Origin of the sequence: Gellertiella hungarica, assembly GCF_014197145.1 — a bacterium.
Taxonomy (GTDB): domain Bacteria; phylum Pseudomonadota; class Alphaproteobacteria; order Rhizobiales; family Rhizobiaceae; genus Gellertiella; species Gellertiella hungarica.
Genome location: NZ_JACIEZ010000006.1, coordinates 145,622 through 161,933, shown reverse-complemented (window position 1 = coordinate 161,933; position 16,312 = coordinate 145,622). Strand labels below are relative to the sequence as shown.

The following is a 16,312-nucleotide window of genomic DNA, read 5'->3' as shown; positions in this document are numbered from 1 at the left end:
ATAGGCATCAGATATAACGAATATGTTCGGGGGAATGACGATGAGAATGCAGCGCGTGCTGGCCCTGGTGGCCACGATGCTGGCAGCGGGGGCGGCCATGGCGGAGGACCCGGAGATTGGCGCGGTCGACGAGGCGGTGGAGCCCTATCTCGGCAAGGATACACCGGGCCTCGGCGTCCTTGTGATGCGCGACGGCGAGATCATCCATCTCAAGGGCTATGGCTATGCCGATATCGCCGCCGAGACACCGGTCACGCGGGACAGCCTTTTCGATCTCGCCTCCGTTTCCAAGCAGATGACGGCGCAGGCCGCCATGCTGCAGATCGAGGACGGGCTCTACACGCCGGAGACCGAAATCGCGACCATTCTCCCCGCTTTCGAGGATCAGCCGGGGGAGGAGCGCGCGCTCACCGTTTCCGATATCGTCCATCACGTGAGCGGGCTTGCGGATTATCTCGACGGGAACGAGGAGCTGAATTACGGCGCCGAAACCACCAACGCCCAGGTGATCGAATGGCTGGCCCGCCAGCCGCTTCTGCGCCCGCCGGGCACGAAGTTCGACTATTCCAATTCCGGCTATCTCACCCTTGGCTCCCTGGTCGCTGCGGCCGATGGCAAGAAGTCCCTGGATGACGTGCTGGAAGAGCGGATCTTCAAGCCGCTCGGCATGACGTCTTCCGGGCTGGTCACGTCCTCCCGGATCGACGAGAACCGCCAGGTCACCGGCTACAGCGGCACCGGGGGCAAGTTCGACGAGAGCTACTCGCCGACGGTGACGGAAGGGGACGGCAACGTCATCACCTCCCTTGCCGATCTTGCGAAATACGAGAAGGCGCTCGCCACGAACGCGCTCCTCAGCGAGGAGGCGACCGACAAACTCTTCGAGAACGGCACCTATGACGATGGCAGTGCCATAGAGGAAGATGGCGAGGGGTATGGCTATGGCTGGTCGATCGCGACCGGCAAGCAGAACTACGCCACCCATAGCGGCAGCTGGATGGGGACCTCGACCTATTACCAGCGCAATCTCACGAGCGGCGTCACCGTCATTCTCCTTGCCAATGGCGAGGACATCTCGCTCGGCGACCTCGCCGCGGAGGTGGAGCAGGCAGCCGGGGAGGAATAGCGGGCCTTCAGGCCCGCTCGGCAGATGCTTCGGGGAGGAGGGGGCGATAAAGCCCCCGCCAATAGACGAGCGCCCCCTCGTCGTCCTGCCGCACGCGCACATCCATTACCCGTCCGACGAGGATGGAATGCGAGGCGCGGTCGATCATTTCTTCCAGGCGGCAGTCCAGCGCCACCGCGGCTTCATCGAGCAGCGGCGCTCCGGTCGGGCCCTGGCTCCACTGGCCGAGCCGGTAGCGGTCTTCCCCCTTCACGCCGCCCTTGCCGGCAAAGAGATCGGCAATCGGCTGCTGAGCGGCGGTGAGCGCATTGACGCCGAAATGACGGAAGCGCTCGAAGAGCGGCCATGAGGAGGCGCCCCGGTTGACACAGACGATCACCGTCGGCGGATCGACGGACAGCGAAACGGCAGAGGTGGCGACGAGGCCGGAGCGTTCGCCCGGACGGCCGACCGTAATGACGCTGACATTACCGGCGAAATTGCGCATGGCGGCGCGATAGGCGTCCGCCGCGGGCGGCGCCGTGACAAGGTTTTCCATGGTCAGGATATCCCCATTCGACAAGGGTGCGGCGGGCTCTTCGGTCCCTGCCGTTGCGGCGACGCGCCGCGACATCGGATAAGCGAGGCCGGCATGGAGCCGGCCCCGGCAGCATCAGGCGGCAACCTTCAGCCCGTTCGGACGGCGAATGCCCTCGCGCTCCAGGATCGGCAGCACCGTGTCGCGGAAATAGGGGAACTCCTCGGCATAATCGACGAAGGAAAGCGTCGTGCCGTTGAAGCCCGCCCGGTGCAGCGAAAGGATGCCCTCGGCCACCTGCTCCGGCGTGCCGACCAGCGGGAAGCCGCCATGGCCGGCAGCCATGCGGTCGCGGATCAGCGCCAGAAGGTCGTGCGGGAAGGAATGGGCATGGGCAAATTGCAGCCGGACCAGATTGTCGACGGCCGCCCAGTCCGCATTGTCCTGGCCGAAGTGCTGGAGATAGTCGCGGGCTTCCTTTTCCGTCGGACGGCAAACCACATGCGAGAAGGTCAGCACGCCCACATTCCGGCCCACCGCCTTTGCCTGATCCTTGAGGCCATTGATTTCTTCCGTGGAGCGGGCAAGGTCGATGGCCGGGGTAAACAGGAAATCCGCATTGCGCACGGCAAACTCGCGGCCCTGGCCGGAGCCCGCGGCATTCAGGATCGGCACCTTGCGGGCCGGGCGCGGATCGCCCAGAACCTGCTTCAGCTTGAAGAACTTGCCGTCCCAGTCGAAGGCTTCGGTGCGCGTCCAGAGCGCCTTGATGATGTCGAACCATTCCTGCGCATAGCCGTAGCGGTCCTCGTGCGCGGCCGGCAGTTCGAGGCCGAGCGCCTCGTATTCCGGCTGGTTCCAGCCCGCGACGATGTTGAGACCGATGCGGCTCGAGGAAATCTGGTCGATGGTGGCGATCTGCTTGGCAACGACGACGGGATGGTTGGCGGCCGTATGGATGGTGGCGAAGACGTTGATGTTCTTCGTATGCGCCAGAAGGCCCGCCGCCCAGGTCATGGTTTCAAGCACGCCGCCGTGGAAATTCGTCTCGCCGCCATAGCCGATCCAGCGTGCGATCGGCAGCATGAAGTCGATGCCGGCATCGTCGAGCAGCTTGCCGAGGCGGAGGTTGTTCTCCCAGGAGTTCACCCAGCGCTCGGGCACCTTGGTGACCGACATCCCGCCGGAGCAGTTGGAGGCAAAGGTGCCGAGAACGAACTGGTCCTTGGCAAACATGGAGTTCTGCAATTCTGTCATGGTGGTGGTTCCCCATTTATTTTCTGATAGAATTTACGATAAAAAGTCTATCTTAAAAACGCTTCCTGTCAATTGTCAGCCGGCCTTCGGAGGGAGAGGGCGAAAGGAGATACTAGAAGCTTGAAGTAATTTGGAAATTGCCGGAAAACCGCTTTCCTTGGGGCGCCGGGCCTGCAATAAATTTGTCTGGCAAGCGGCGGCGGAGGCAGGAAAATGGAAAAGCGCAAGGGTGGCAGGAGCGGCGAGGACAAGAAGCCGGAGGCCCTCGACCGGCGCTGGCATCTCGCCCGCACGCCCGTCGAGGTGGATGTCGCCGAGATCGAATACGCGCTGATGCGCACCTATGAGTCCTTCAGCCGCTGGCAGACCGAATGCCTCTCATCGGTCATCGATTTCGCGGCCAGCGGGCCGGAAAATGCCATGCTCCACATCATCCGCATGAACGACCGGCCGAAGACGATCAAGGATCTCGCGCGCCTCGCCAATCGCGAGGACATTCCCAACATGCAGTACAGCCTGCGCAAGCTCATCCAGGCGGGGCTGGTCGTGCGCGAGGGGAGCGGCCGCTCCGGCGTCACCTATTCCGTCACGGATCTCGGCCGCGATGTCACCGACCGCTATGCGGATGTCCGCTCCGCGCTTCTTGTCGACGCGATCCAGTCGGTGCCGAATTTCCCCCAGCGCCTCGAAGATGCCACCCGCACGCTCGAGCTTCTGAGCGGCATCTACGAACACGTCGCCCGCGTTGCCGCCACCCACCGGCGGACCGGGCGATAAACACGCTCTCAGCTTTCCGGCATGGATGTGACGTCATCCTCGGCCTTGTGCCGAGGATCTGCTGCGTCGAACACGATCGATAGGCTGGCAGATGCTCGGGACATGCCCGAGCATGACGGAGAAGAAGCACCAGCGGCTTCTTTGGGAGGTGCGTTGCTATTAGAAACAAAAAAGGGGCGCCGGAGCGCCCCAAGACCCGACAAGGCGGGGGGAGGGTTGTGGCTGCTTCAGGCAGCGAGTTTCGACAGATAGGCGTCTGCCTCTTCCGGCACGGCAAACCACGGGAAGAAATCGAGCGGGTTGTTGAAGCCGTTGGCGATGCGCCTGGCCAGTTCCGGGAAGGCCTGTGCCGACCCCATGATGTTAAGCACATGCGGCGGTGGCGGCTGCAGCAGTGCATTGGTCCAGCCGACGACGAACTGCGCATAGGCCCAGTAGCGGTCGAAGGTTTCCTGCATGAAGGCGGCGTCGAAGGGTTTGTCGCCATGGGCGAGGATCGCGTCCATGTAGATCTTCGCGGCCTTGGACGCATTGTTGGAGCCCTGCCCGGTGATCGGATCGTTGAGGCAGACCGCATCGCCGAGGCCGAGCACCATCGCACCCGAGGGAAGCCGGCCGATGGGCTTGCGGACCGTCGGCGCGAAGGAACCCGCCAGAATGCCGTTGGCATCGGTGAGTTCCACCTCGCGGCAGCGTTCTGCCTCCCAGGGCAGGAAGGTCTCGAGGACCCACTTGGATTTGGCGAGATGCTCGTCGGCGCTCTTCACGTCCTTCCAGCAATCCATCGGGCCGCCGGGAATGCCCTCGAACACCATGATGTCGCAGGGGCCCGTGGTCGTGTAGGCCGGGAAGACGAAGTACTCGCCGATGGTCGGGATCAGGTTGAAGTTGACCGCCGAATGGTCGGGGCGCGGGCGCATGCCCTTCACATAGGTCAGCGCCAGCGCACGCTGCGGCTTGTCGAAGGGTGATTTCTCCGCATCCCGCTCGAACATCCGGCCGATTTCGCCCTTGCCGGAGGCGACGATGACGAGATCGCTTTCGCGGGCATAGGTTTCGAGATCCTCGATGCCGGCGTCATGGATCGTCAGCCGGCCGCCGCGCTTCTCGAATTCCGCCATCCAGGCGGGCACTTTCACGCGCTGGTCGACGCTCTGGCCGGGCTTGTCGAGCTTGCCGTTCCAGTCGATGGCCTTGTTGCCGGAGCCGTCGGGTGCCGGCACGCAGAAATTGATGCTGTCGACGGTCGGGCAGACATCGTCCCAGTAATTGAGGCCAAGGTCGCGCTCGTTCTGGAGCGCCATGTCGAACATGCACTGGCTGGAAAGCACCTTGCCGGTGCGGATGTCGTCCGCCGTCCGGTTCTGGACGACATGCACGTCATGGCCGGCGGCGAGAAGGCCGCAGCCCAGCTGCAGGCCCGATTGCCCGCCGCCGATGATGGTGAAATTGCGTTTCTTGCTCATTGTTGTCATTCCCCTTCTTGTTTCTTCTGAAGTGATCGGCGCTCATTCCATCAGGAGCGGAATGGCGGGATCGGCCCGTTCCGGCCCCATGGCGGTGTAGCCGCCATCGACGCGGATATCCGTGCCGGTGATGAAGCTCGCCTGATCGGAGAGAAGGAAGGCGACGGCTTCGGCCACTTCCTGCGGGTCGCCGGTGCGGCCAAGCAGGTGGAAGGGCTTCGCCACGCTGTCGGTCTTGGCGCGGTTGCCGTTCGTCAGCTGGTTCATGATGTTGGACCAGGTCCAGCCGGGCGAAACCGCATTGACCCGGATGCCGTCGGGGGCAAGGTCCATGGCCTGGTTGCGGGTGAGCTGCAGGATCGCGGCCTTGGCGACGGGATAGACCCAGCGCCCGGTCTGGGCGACGCGCGAGGAGATGGAGCCGAAATTGACGATCGCGCCCTTGTTTGCTGCAAGATGGGGACGCGCCGCCTGCATCAGCATGATCGAGCCGACCACATTGACATTGAAGGCGGTCAGCCAGTCGGCGCGGCTCGTCTCGGCGCCGTTGTCCAGATAGGTGCAGGCGACGTTGACGAGGAAATCGAGCCGGCCCGTGCGCTTCACGGTCTCCTCCACCAGCGCCCTGATGTCGTCGTCGGACGTCACGTCCGTGCGGATAAAGGAGACATTCTCCCCGAGCTTCTCCGCAGCAGCCTTGCCGTCCGCCTCGTTGATGTCGGCGATGACAACCTTCACGCCATAGCCGGCAAGCACCTCCGCCACGGCCTGGCCGATCATGGTGGCTCCGCCCGAGACGATGGCTGTCCTGTCTTTCAATCCCCGCATTCGGTTCTCCTCCTCTTTTCTTATGGTTGGCATGGTGCGCGCTCAGGCGCTGGCGGCCATCGGCAACGGTGCGGCGGGCCGGGTGAAATGGCCGTCTGCATAGATCAGCGCGTCGCCGGGATCCTCCTCGGTGACCGTTTCGATCACCGCGCCGATCAGGATCACGTGGGTCGCATGGTCGACCGCCTTGTCGAGCCGGCAGTCGAAGCTGACGAGCGCGCCCTCGAGCACCGGGGCACCGCTTGCCCCCTGATGCCAGCGACCGACGCCGAAACGCTCGCCGGCGGCAAGGCCGGCCCGTCCGGCAAAGACCTCCGCCACATCCTGCTGGTCGGCGGAGAGCACGTTGATGCAGAAATTGCCGCTGACCGGGGCCAGCTGCCCCACCCATGTCTCGCGGTTGATGCAGGCAAGCACGGAAGGCGGATCGGCCGAGAGCGAGCAGAAGGCGGTTGCCGTCACGCCGCGCCTCTCCCCATCGGGACCCGTGGTGGTGACCACCGTCACCGTGCCGGAAACCCGGCGCATGCCGAGCCGAAAGAGATCGCGCGCGTCCGCCATCTGTCCTCCTCCCTTCGGAAAGCGGCCTTCTCCCTTGCCGCTTTTCAAAGCTTTAAATTTAAACTAACCTGATGGTGATCCCTGGGAGGGGAGGCGGCAATCCGCATCGCGCAGTCATTGTCCGGATCGCGCAACGCCCGTTTGGCCCTTGCGGCGCGGGGCGTTCCGCGTCATGATCGGCCAGATGGGCCGAGGAAAAGACCCAAGCGGTACGTGGCTGAGCGCGGGAGGGAGACCGATGCTTGATGCACTGATACCCCTGAACCAGTTCCGGCTCGTGGACACGCGCGAGCCCGATGCCGCGCGCGAGGAGATCGGCCGCATCTTCTGTCCCCATTTCCTCGATCCGCTGGCGCGGCGTGCGGAGGGTTTTCACGCCCGGCACAACCATGCGCGGGGAAACGGCTATTCGGTGAATTTCGTCAGCTATGGCTCGGCGGTGGAAATCGATCCGGGCGCGCTGTCGCGCTTCTTCCTGCTGCAGATTCCGCTGAAGGGGCAGGCGCTTGTCCGCTGCGGCACCATGCTGACGGAGGCGGAGGCGGGCACGCGCGCCTCGCTGCTCTCGCCCACCCTGCCCACCCGCATGACCTGGAGCGATGGCTGCGAGAAGCTGATCCTGCTCATCGACCGCGAGGTGATGGAGGCGCAGTTTGCCAGCCTCACCCACCGTCCGCTCGGCACGGTGGAATTCGAAACCGGCATCGATCTCGCCAGTCCGGCTGGCCGCGCGCTGCTGCGTCATGCGGAGCTTACGCTTTCGGCGGCGGAAGATCCGGCAAGCGCACCGCCCGCCTATCTCACGCTGCTCCGGGACGGGCTGACGACGCTGCTTCTCAGCGGCTTTGCCCATTCCGGCTCGTCGATCCTCAACCGGCCGCAGCCCATGCCGGCACCGGCCGCCGTCCGCCGGGCGGAGGAGTTCATCGAGGCGCATGCGGGGGAAGCGATTGCCATGGCGGATATCGCGGCCGCCGCCGGTGTGCCGCTGCGCTCGCTGCAGGAAGCCTTCAAGCGGGCGCGCGGCATGACGCTCTCGGAAGCGGTGCTTGCCACAAGGCTCGATCATTTCCACGAGCGGCTGAAAAGCCCGCCGCCGGGCGCCTCGGTCGCGGACATCGCCTTCGAATGCGGCTTCGGCCACCTCGGGCGGGCCGCTGCCGCCTATCAGGCCCGTTTCGGCGAAGCGCCCTCCCGGACGCTTCGCCAGCACCGGTGATTACTTCGCCGGATCCTTCGGGCTCCAGAGAACCGTCTTGGCATCCTTTTCGTAAGCCATTCCCTTCGGATAGCTGATCGCCTCGAGCTGCAGGCCCCAGGGCGCCTGGAAATAGAGGATGGTCTGGCCCGCGGCAGGGCCCTGTTCCACGGGGATCGGCCCCATCCGCGTCTTCACGCCCTTGCCTTCCAGATAGGCCTTTGCCGCCGCCACGTCGTCCACGTAGAAGGCGATGTGGAAGCCGCCGATGTCGCTGTTCTTCGGCGTCAGGTCCTTCTGGTCGGGCGCTGTATACTTGAAGAGCTCGATGTTCGAGCCGAAATTGCAGCGCATCAGGGTGATTTCCTCGATCACCGCCTTCGGGTCGACGCCGAGCACGTCCTGCATGAAGGTGCCCTTGTCATCGGCGAAGGGGCCGAAGCTCATGGCCTTCTGGCAGCCCACCACATCGGTGAAGAAGCTCACCGCCTGCGCCATGTCGGGAACGGTGATGCCGGTATGGTCATGGCCGCGCATGCCGGGAATGCTGTCGGCGCTCGCCGCCGTTGCCGCGCCGGCGAGAAGCGCCGAGGCAAGCATGAAACGCTTGAGGATGTGCACTGCTGTTCTCCCTTGAAGGCGGGAATGACCGGGGCACAAACGACCCCGCCGCGCCGAACCCGCTTTTCCGGCACGGGGAAGGAGACTGGATCATGCAGCGAGGGAGCAGGCGCCCTTGGGATGGCAGGCCTGCCCCGGAAAAGTCAGGCGACCTCCGGGTCCTTCAGCCAGTCCGCGTCCACTTCCGGCAGCGGGATGGCATCGAGCAGCTCACGGGTATAGGCGCTTTGCGGATCGTCGAAGAGGGTGGCGCAGTCGCCTGCTTCCTCGACGCGGCCCTGCCGCATCACATAGACGCGGTCGCAGACCGCCCGGATGACGGAGAGGTCGTGGCTGATGAAGGCCATGGCAAGCCCGAGATCGCGACAGAGGTCTTTGAGGAGGTTCAGCACCTGCGCCTGGGTGGAGACGTCGAGGCCCGAGACGATCTCGTCCGCCAGCACGAATTCCGGCTCCAGCAGCGCCGCGCGGGCAATGCCGATGCGCTGGCGCTGGCCGCCGGAAAGCTCGTGCGGGTTGCGCTGGAGCACGATGGACGGCAGACCCACCCGGTCGAGCATCTTGGCGATGCGCTGATCCGCTTCCGCCTCGCTTTTCGCCAGTCCGTGGAAAAGCAGCGGCCCGGCAAGGATCTGCCGGATCGAATGGCGCGGATTGAGCGAGGCCATCGGGTCCTGGAAGATCATCTGCATCCGCTTGCGGTAGGGCCGCATGGCCTCCTCGCCGAGATGGGTGATGTCCTTGCCGTCGAAGCGGATTTCCCCGGCCGACGTATCGACGAGACGGATCAGCGCCCGTCCGAGCGTCGTCTTGCCCGAACCGCTCTCGCCGACGATGCCGATGGTTTCGCCCCGGTCCAGATGAAGGTCGACGCCGTGGAGCACCTTCACGCCGCCCCGCCGGCGATTGCCATAGGTCACCTCGATGCCCGTTGCCGTGATCAGCCGTTCAGCCATGGAGGATCTCCTTCGCGCCGGTGCGGATTTCCTGGTGGAGCTGGTCGAAGACCCATTGCGGCACGGGCTCCAGCCCGGCATCGGGCCGGTCGTAGCGCGGGCCGGCGGCGATGAGGGCCTTCGTGTAGACATGGCGCGGATCGGCAAGCACATCCGCCGTCGGCCCGGCCTCGATCACCTTGCCGCCATAGAGCAGGGTGACGCTGTCGCAGATCTTGGCGACCACGCCGAGATCGTGGGTGACGAAGATCACGGCGGTGCCGTGCGCCTCCTGCATGCCGCGGATGAGGCGGAGGATCTGCTTCTGCACCGTCACGTCGAGTGCCGTCGTCGGCTCGTCGGCCACGACCAGCTTCGGCTCCAGCGAAAAGGCCGCGGCAATCATCACGCGCTGGCGCATGCCGCCGGAAAGCTCATGCGGATAGGCCTTCAGCACCCGTTCCGGATCGCGGATATGCACCTCGGAAAGAAGCTGGAGCGCCCGCGCATGCGCATCGCGCGCATTCATGCCGCGCCGCAGGCGAAGGCCGTCGGTCAGCTGAGCCTCGATCCGCCGGCCGGGGTTCAGCGCCGTCTGCGGGTCCTGCGGGATGAGCGCGATGTCGCTGCCCATGATGGCCGAGAGATCGCGCGGCGCCATGGTGAGGAGATCGCGCCCCTCGAAGCGCATGGTGCCCGATGTCACCTTGACGGTGCGCGGCAGGATGCCGAGCAGCGCCTTGGCGATGGTTGATTTGCCCGCGCCGCTTTCGCCGACCAGACCGCGCACCTCGCCCTTTTTCAGGCTCAGCGAAACGTCGCGCAGGATCGGGTTGCCGCCTTCGCGGAGCGAAATGGCCGAAAGGCCTGATATGTCGAGAAGCAGGTCACTCATCGTCTCAGCACCGGATCGAGCGCGCGGCGCAGTCCGTCGCCGAGCAGGTTGAAGGCGAGCACGGTGGCAAACAGCGTCGCCAGCGGGAAGGTGAGCACCCACCAGCCCTGATAGATGATCTGCCGCCCCTGCGCGATCATGCCGCCCCAGGTGGGCGTATCGGAAGAAACTGAAAGCCCGACGAAGGAGAGGATCGCCTCGACGATCACGGCAATGCCCATTTCGAGGCTGAGAAGGGCGACGAGCACCGGCGCCACGTTGGGCAGGATCTCGCGGATCAGGATCCTGAGGCGCGGATAGCCCATGGTGCGCGCGGCCGTGACATAGTCGAGCCGCGCCTGCGCCATGGTTTCGGCCCGTATCACCCGGCAGAACCGCGTCCAGTCGATGATGACGATGGCGGCGATGACCGAATGGACGCCGGAGCCGAAGACCGCCACCAGCAGGATCGACAGGAGCACCGGCGGAAAGGCCATCCAGATCTCGACGAGGCGGGAAATGACCGTATCGATCCATCCGCCATACCAGCCGGCAACGAGACCGAGAACGGTCCCGATGAGGGCGGCGAGGCCGGCGGCGACGAAGGCAACCGTCAGCGCAATCCGCGTGCCGTAGATCAGCCGGGACAGCACGTCGCGGCCGAGATCGTCGGTGCCGAGATAGTAGCCGGGTTCATAGGTGGAGCCGCCGACGGGCGAAAGCGTTCCGAGCATCAGGTCCTGCTCGAGCGGGTCCTTCGGCGCGATGTAGGGCGCAAAGAGCGCGAGGATCACGAGAAGCAGCACGAAGCCGCCTGCTATCACCACCTTCGGTTCTGCAAGCAGCGCCCGCCCGAGCGAGCGATGCGCGGCGGGCTTTTCGGCTGCGGGCTGCATGGCGGCCTCCTTGGGCGCCTCGGAGACGAGACCGGACATCAGGCCTCCATGCGCGGATTGAAGGCGACGACAAGGGCGTCGGTCGCAAGATTGACGAGGATGAAGAGCGCCCCGAAGACGAGAACGAGGCCCTGGATCAGCGGCAGGTCACGGTTGATCACCGCGTCGATCGCCATGTTGCCGATGCCGGGATAGGCAAAGATGCGCTCGACGATGACGGTGCCGCCGATCAGGAAGGTGAACTGCACGCCGGTCAGCGCGATGGTCGGGCCTATGGCATTGCGCAGCGCCTCCTGCAGCACGAGCCGGAGGCGCGACATGCCCTTGAGGCGGGCCAGCAGGATGTAATCCTGCACCATGGCCTCGGCGAGTGCTTCCTTCAGCACCTTGGTGATGATCGAGGCGAGCGGCAGGCCAAGCGCCAGCACCGGCATGATCATGTGCAGGGAAATGTCCGCGAGGTCCCTGAAGCGGAGCGTCAGCAGGCTTTCGAGCAGATAGAACTGGGTGGCGAAGCCTTCCTGGCTGTCGGGATTGATGCGCCCGGACAGCGGGAAGACCGGCAGGAGAACCCCGAAGATCAGCACCAGCGCCAGCGCCCAGACGAAATCCGGCACGGCGAGGAAAAGACCGTTCAGCGTATCGACGAGGGGCGAAAGCTTCGTCCGCGAGAGAAGGGTGGCGGTCACCGCGATCACGATGCCCAGCACCACCGCAAAGACCAGCGCGGCTGCGGCAAGCTCGAGCGTCGCCGGCAGTCGCTCTGCAAGCAGCTCCAGCACGTCGCGCCGCAGCGAGATCGAGGTGCCGAAATCGCCCGAAAGCACCGAAGTCAGCCAGATCCAGAATTGCACCGGCAGGCTCTGGTCGAGGCCGTATTGCGCGCGAAGGGCTGCGATGTCGGCCTCGCTCGCACCGGGCGAAATCATCATGGCAATGGGATCGCCGGGCACGACGCGCAGAAGCACGAAGACGATGACGGCCACCCCGAAGAGGGTAATGGCTGCCATCAGCACCCGGTGAAAGAAGGAATAGGCGGTCATGGTGGCCGGTATCCGTTCCTGGTCGAAGGCTTGCAGGAAGGCACAGGATCTGCCCGGTCCGGCAAGGCCCGGGGAAAACTGGCCCATTCAGCGGGGAAGGGCAGGCGGAAGATCGCAATCCTCCGCCTGCGACCGGTCAGGCCTTGGAGACGAGCGTCGGCTGCAGCGCGCCGGATACGTTCGGCGTCACCTTCAGCGAGGACTTGTAGACGATCGGCTGCACATACTGCAGAACCGGGATCACATAGCCCTGCTCGGCAATGTACTTGCTGACCTCTTTCCAGCCGGCGATTCGCTTTTCCTCGTCCTTCTCGCCCCAGAGCGGGCCGATCTTGGCGTCGAGGTCGTCGGTGTTCCAGACCGAGTGCGGCGAGGGGCCGAACATGGCAAAGCCGGTGGAGGTGGTCGGGTCGCCGATGGCATTGCCCCAGTTGTAGAAGGCGGCCGGCGCCAGCTGGTCGGCAGCGCGCAGCTCGTAATGCTTGGCGATTTCGTAGACCTCGATCTCGGCCTCGATGCCCACCTTGCGCCACATGCCGACGATCGCCTGGATCATCTCGTAGTCCTTGGGCTTGAAGCCGCGGGTCGTCTGGATCTTGAACTTGGCGGGCTTGTCGGTGGAATAGCCGGACGCGGCGAGCAGTTCCTTGGCCTTTTCCGGATCGTAGCCAACCTTGATGGAGGCATCGTAGGCGTCGTATTCCGGCGCTTCCAGCGTGTCGATCGGCACGCCGTAACCCTTGAGCAGCCGCTTGACGATGGCGTCCTTGTCGATGGCATGATGGGCGGCAAGACGCACGTTCTTGTCGTTCATCACCTCGATGTTGTTGAGGAAGATCATGCCGATGTCGGAGATCGGGGTTGCGACGCCGGCAAGCCCTTCCTTGCCCTTCAGGCGGTCGAATTCCTCATAGGGGATTTCGAGCGTCACGTCGGAGGCGCCGGATTCGATTTCGGCCACGCGGCTCGTCGTGTCGGGCACGAACTTGAAGATGACCGTGTCGAAAGTGGGCTTGCCGCCGAAATAGTTGGGATTGGCTTTCAGGCGCAGGAAGGCGTTGCCCTGATATTCGTCCACCATGTAGGGGCCGGTGCCGATCGGCTTCTTCTCGAAGCCTTCCGCGCCCACCTTCTCGTAATAGGCCTTGGGCAGCACATAGCCGGTCAGGAAGGCCATCCACTTGAAGAAGGTCGGCTCGAAGCGCACCACGTCGGCAGTGATCTTGTTGCCTTCGATCTTGTAGTTGCCGGCGGTCGACCAGATGAACTGGATCGGGTTGCCCGTTTCCTGCTTGGCGGCGCGCTCCAGCGACCAGACCACGTCCTCAGCCGTAAAAGGCGAGCCGTCATGCCAGGTCACGCCCTCGCGGACCGTCATCCAGAGCTTGGTCTTGTCGTCGTTCCAGCCCCATTCGGTGAGCAGGCCCGGCTCGAAGGAGAGGTCCGGCTTCTGGCCGATGAACTGGTCGAAGACGGAGCGGTAGATCGCCTGGATCGTCGGGTTCACCGCCGAGGGGCCGACCGTCGGGTCGAAGGAGGGCAGGTTCACGTTATAGGCAATGGTCAGCGTGCCTTCTTCGGCGGCCAGCACCTTGTGGTGCCCGCCGAGAATGCCCGCCAGGAAGGCGGCTGCGCCGAGCGCCAGTGTTTCGCGTCTGGTGATGTGGGTCATGGACAAACTCCGTCGTTCCCTGGTTTCAAGCGATCCGCCGTCCCTTTTCCTCTCGGGACCTGCGCCGCTTCCTTGTCTTGTCTTTCGGAATAATGATTGCCGTCGCCGCGGGATGGCCGGCTTTTTCAGCCCTGCACTCTTGGCACTCATCCCGGCCTGCGCACCGTTTTAGGGCTCCCTCCACTGAACAACGGACCGTCAGGCGCAATATGTATGTCACAGCATATAAATCCACGCAAGCGTCCTCGTGCCCGTTCCGCTTCATTTCAAGGGAATAGGGCTTTCCTGCAAAACATCGTTGACAGCGGGCTTTTCCTCAAAATATGTTTTTGCAAATTTTAAATGCTTGGGCGCCCGGCAAGGGCGAAGGAGGATCCCCGTGGCTGAACGATCGTTTGCGCGCGAGGTCGAGGATCTGAAGCTCGGCGAGGGCGAGATCTTTCGCGGCGAGGGCATCCTCGCCATCACCAAGGCGCTTCTCCAATCCGGCGTCTCCTATGTGGGCGGCTATCAGGGCTCGCCGATCTCGCACCTCATGGATGTCCTGGCGGATGCCAAGGACGTGATGGAGGATCTCGGCGTCCATTTCGAGACATCCGCCTCGGAAGCCGCCGCTGCGGCCATGCTCTCGGCCTCGGTCATGTATCCCGTGCGCGGCGCCGTTACCTGGAAGTCCACCGCCGGCACCAATGTCGCCTCCGATGCGCTCTCCAACCTCTCGTCCGGCGGGGTCACCGGCGGCGCGCTCATCATCATCGGCGAAGATTACGGCGAAGGCTCCTCGATCATGCAGGAGCGCAGCCATGCCTATGCGATGAAGTCGCAGATGTGGCTCCTCGATCCGCGCCCGAACCTGCCCTCCATCGTCAAGGCGGTGGAGGACGGTTTCGAGCTCTCGGAAGCATCCAACACGCCCGTCATGCTGCAGGTCCGCATCCGCGCCTGCCATGTCCATGGCCAGTTCGTCGCAAAGGACAACCGCCGCCCGGCCTTCACCCTGAAGGAGGCGATGGAAAACCCGGTTCGTGACGTCAACCGCATCGTGCTGCCGCCCGCCTCCTTCGGTCACGAGAAGGACAAGCTGGAGCGCCGCTGGCCGGCCGCGGTCAATTTCGTCAAGGAGCGCAAGCTCAACGAATTCTTCGGTCCCGAGACCGGAGAGATCGGCATCATCACCGTCGGCGGCCTCTATAACGGCGTGCTGCGCGGCCTGCAGCAGCTTGGCCTTGCCGATGTCTATGGCGAAAGCCTCGTGCCCATCTACGTCATGAACGTCGCCTATCCGATGATCGACGACGAGGTGATCGCCTTCTGCCAGGGCAAGAAGGCCGTGCTGATGGTGGAGGAGGGCGCCCCCGACTATATCGAGCAGGGGCTGAACACGCTGCTCCGCCGCCGCGACATCCAGACCCGCATTTCCGGCAAGGACGTGCTGCCGATGGGCGGGGAATATACTGCGCCCGTCATGCTGAAGGGGCTCACCTCCTTCCTCGAGGCGCATGCAAGCCCGCTGCTCGGCAATCGTCCGCCGGTGCCGGACCCGTCGCCGGTGCTGTCCGACGAGCGGGTGAAGGCGCTCGCCACCGTCGTGCCGCCGCGCCCGGCAGGCTTCTGCACGGGCTGTCCGGAGCGGCCGATCTTCGCGGCCATGAAGCTGGTCGAGAAGGAGCTCGGTCCGCACCACGTCTCTGCCGATATCGGCTGCCACCTCTTCTCCATCCTGCCGCCCTTCAATATCGGCGGCACGACCATGGGTTATGGCCTCGGCCCGGCCTCGGCCTCGGCCTTCAATGTGGAAGCCGGCAAGCGCGCCATCTCCGTGATGGGCGATGGCGGCTTCTGGCACAACGGGCTTGCGACTTCGGTCGGCAATGCCGTCTTCAACAAGCAGGACGGCGTGATGCTGATCGTCGACAATTTCTACTCGGCGGCGACGGGCGGGCAGGACATCCTCTCCTCCCGCGCGGAAAATCCGCGCCGCAAGACCAACAATTCCATCGTCGCGGCGGTGAAGGGCATCGGCGCCACCTGGGTGCGCCAGATCGACCGCACCTATGACGTGGCGAAGATGCGCGACACGCTGCGCGAGGCGCTGACGACGAAGGAGAAGGGGCCGAAGATCATCGTTGCCTCCTCCGAATGCATGCTCAACAAGCAGCGCCGCATCAAGCCGCAATTCGCCGCTGCGGTGAAGGCGGGCAAGCGTATGGTCAAGGAGCGCTTCGGCGTGGACGAGGATGTCTGCACCGGCGATCACGCCTGCATCCGCCTGTCCGGCTGTCCGTCGCTGTCGGTCAAGGAGACGAATGACCCGCTGAGGGACGATCCGGTCGCAGCCATCGACAATTCCTGCGTCGGCTGCGGCAATTGCGGGGAAGTGTCGGAAGCCGCCGTGCTCTGCCCCTCCTTCTACCGGGCCGATGTCATCATGAACCCGACCGGCTGGGACCGTTTCCTCGCCTCCGTGCGCAGCAAGGTCATCGGCTGGCTGCAGCGCCGCCGCGAAAGCCGCCGCGTCCTCTTCGCCGAAGGAGCCTGATC

At 64.4% G+C, this 16,312-nt stretch carries 15 protein-coding genes; 4 read left to right on the top strand and 11 right to left on the bottom strand.

Translation table 11 applies throughout. The features are described 5' to 3' along the window. Nucleotides 1–40 precede the first annotated feature (40 nt). Nucleotides 41–1,126 (top strand): serine hydrolase domain-containing protein, encoded by a 1,086-nt coding sequence (locus tag GGR23_RS15435; RefSeq protein ID WP_183367197.1) that lies wholly within the window; start codon nucleotides 41–43, stop codon nucleotides 1,124–1,126. Between the two features lie 7 nt (nucleotides 1,127–1,133). On the opposite strand, the gene GGR23_RS15430 is transcribed toward GGR23_RS15435, so the two are convergent. Further along, the gene (locus GGR23_RS15430; protein WP_183367196.1) at nucleotides 1,134–1,664 is read right to left on the bottom strand and encodes a flavin reductase family protein; all 531 of its coding nucleotides are present in this window, start codon (nucleotides 1,662–1,664) and stop codon (nucleotides 1,134–1,136) included. Between the two features lie 114 nt (nucleotides 1,665–1,778). After that, nucleotides 1,779–2,900 (bottom strand): LLM class flavin-dependent oxidoreductase, encoded by a 1,122-nt coding sequence (locus GGR23_RS15425; protein WP_183367195.1) that lies wholly within the window; start codon nucleotides 2,898–2,900, stop codon nucleotides 1,779–1,781. 213 nt (nucleotides 2,901–3,113) lie between these two features. Here GGR23_RS15425 and GGR23_RS15420 point away from each other — a divergent pair, with 213 nt between their 5' ends. Next, entirely contained in the window at nucleotides 3,114–3,677 is a 564-nt protein-coding gene (locus GGR23_RS15420) for a winged helix DNA-binding protein (protein WP_183367194.1), read from the top strand. 227 nt (nucleotides 3,678–3,904) lie between these two features. Here the strand turns inward: GGR23_RS15420 and GGR23_RS15415 are convergent, their stop codons facing one another. From GGR23_RS15415 to GGR23_RS15405, 3 genes are read right to left on the bottom strand one after another with little or no spacing between them, the layout of a single operon-like run. Continuing rightward, nucleotides 3,905–5,143 carry a styrene monooxygenase/indole monooxygenase family protein gene (locus GGR23_RS15415; protein ID WP_183367193.1) on the bottom strand — a complete coding sequence of 413 codons (1,239 nt, stop codon included), beginning with the start codon at nucleotides 5,141–5,143 and terminating at the stop codon, nucleotides 3,905–3,907. 42 nt (nucleotides 5,144–5,185) lie between these two features. Further along, a complete protein-coding gene (locus GGR23_RS15410; protein WP_183367192.1) occupies nucleotides 5,186–5,971 on the bottom strand; it encodes an SDR family oxidoreductase in 786 nt (261 codons plus the stop codon). 42 nt (nucleotides 5,972–6,013) lie between these two features. Next, nucleotides 6,014–6,532, bottom strand: coding sequence for a flavin reductase family protein (locus tag GGR23_RS15405; protein WP_183367191.1), 519 nt, complete (start codon nucleotides 6,530–6,532; stop codon nucleotides 6,014–6,016). A gap of 238 nt (nucleotides 6,533–6,770) precedes the next feature. Between GGR23_RS15405 and GGR23_RS15400 the strand changes: the two genes are divergently transcribed. Continuing rightward, nucleotides 6,771–7,751 (top strand): AraC family transcriptional regulator, encoded by a 981-nt coding sequence (locus GGR23_RS15400; RefSeq protein ID WP_183367190.1) that lies wholly within the window; start codon nucleotides 6,771–6,773, stop codon nucleotides 7,749–7,751. Here the strand turns inward: GGR23_RS15400 and GGR23_RS15395 are convergent, their stop codons facing one another. The 6 genes from GGR23_RS15395 to GGR23_RS15370 form a co-directional block, all read right to left on the bottom strand. Continuing rightward, nucleotides 7,752–8,330 carry a VOC family protein gene (locus GGR23_RS15395; protein WP_183367264.1) on the bottom strand — a complete coding sequence of 193 codons (579 nt, stop codon included), beginning with the start codon at nucleotides 8,328–8,330 and terminating at the stop codon, nucleotides 7,752–7,754. Between the two features lie 164 nt (nucleotides 8,331–8,494). After that, nucleotides 8,495–9,307, bottom strand: coding sequence for an ATP-binding cassette domain-containing protein (locus tag GGR23_RS15390; protein ID WP_183367189.1), 813 nt, complete (start codon nucleotides 9,305–9,307; stop codon nucleotides 8,495–8,497). Then, entirely contained in the window at nucleotides 9,300–10,181 is an 882-nt protein-coding gene (locus tag GGR23_RS15385) for an ABC transporter ATP-binding protein (RefSeq protein WP_183367188.1), read from the bottom strand. The genes GGR23_RS15390 and GGR23_RS15385 overlap by 8 nt, the downstream gene beginning before the upstream one ends. Continuing rightward, nucleotides 10,178–11,056 (bottom strand): ABC transporter permease, encoded by an 879-nt coding sequence (locus tag GGR23_RS15380; RefSeq protein ID WP_183367263.1) that lies wholly within the window; start codon nucleotides 11,054–11,056, stop codon nucleotides 10,178–10,180. Before GGR23_RS15380 ends, GGR23_RS15385 begins: the two co-directional genes overlap by 4 nt. 38 nt (nucleotides 11,057–11,094) lie before the next feature. Beyond that, entirely contained in the window at nucleotides 11,095–12,099 is a 1,005-nt protein-coding gene (locus GGR23_RS15375) for an ABC transporter permease (RefSeq protein WP_183367187.1), read from the bottom strand. Between the two features lie 136 nt (nucleotides 12,100–12,235). Beyond that, nucleotides 12,236–13,771 (bottom strand): ABC transporter substrate-binding protein, encoded by a 1,536-nt coding sequence (locus tag GGR23_RS15370; protein WP_183367186.1) that lies wholly within the window; start codon nucleotides 13,769–13,771, stop codon nucleotides 12,236–12,238. Nucleotides 13,772–14,150: 379 nt separating this feature from the next. Between GGR23_RS15370 and GGR23_RS15365 the strand changes: the two genes are divergently transcribed. Beyond that, nucleotides 14,151–16,310 carry a thiamine pyrophosphate-dependent enzyme gene (locus GGR23_RS15365; protein ID WP_183367185.1) on the top strand — a complete coding sequence of 720 codons (2,160 nt, stop codon included), beginning with the start codon at nucleotides 14,151–14,153 and terminating at the stop codon, nucleotides 16,308–16,310. Nucleotides 16,311–16,312 lie beyond the last annotated feature (2 nt).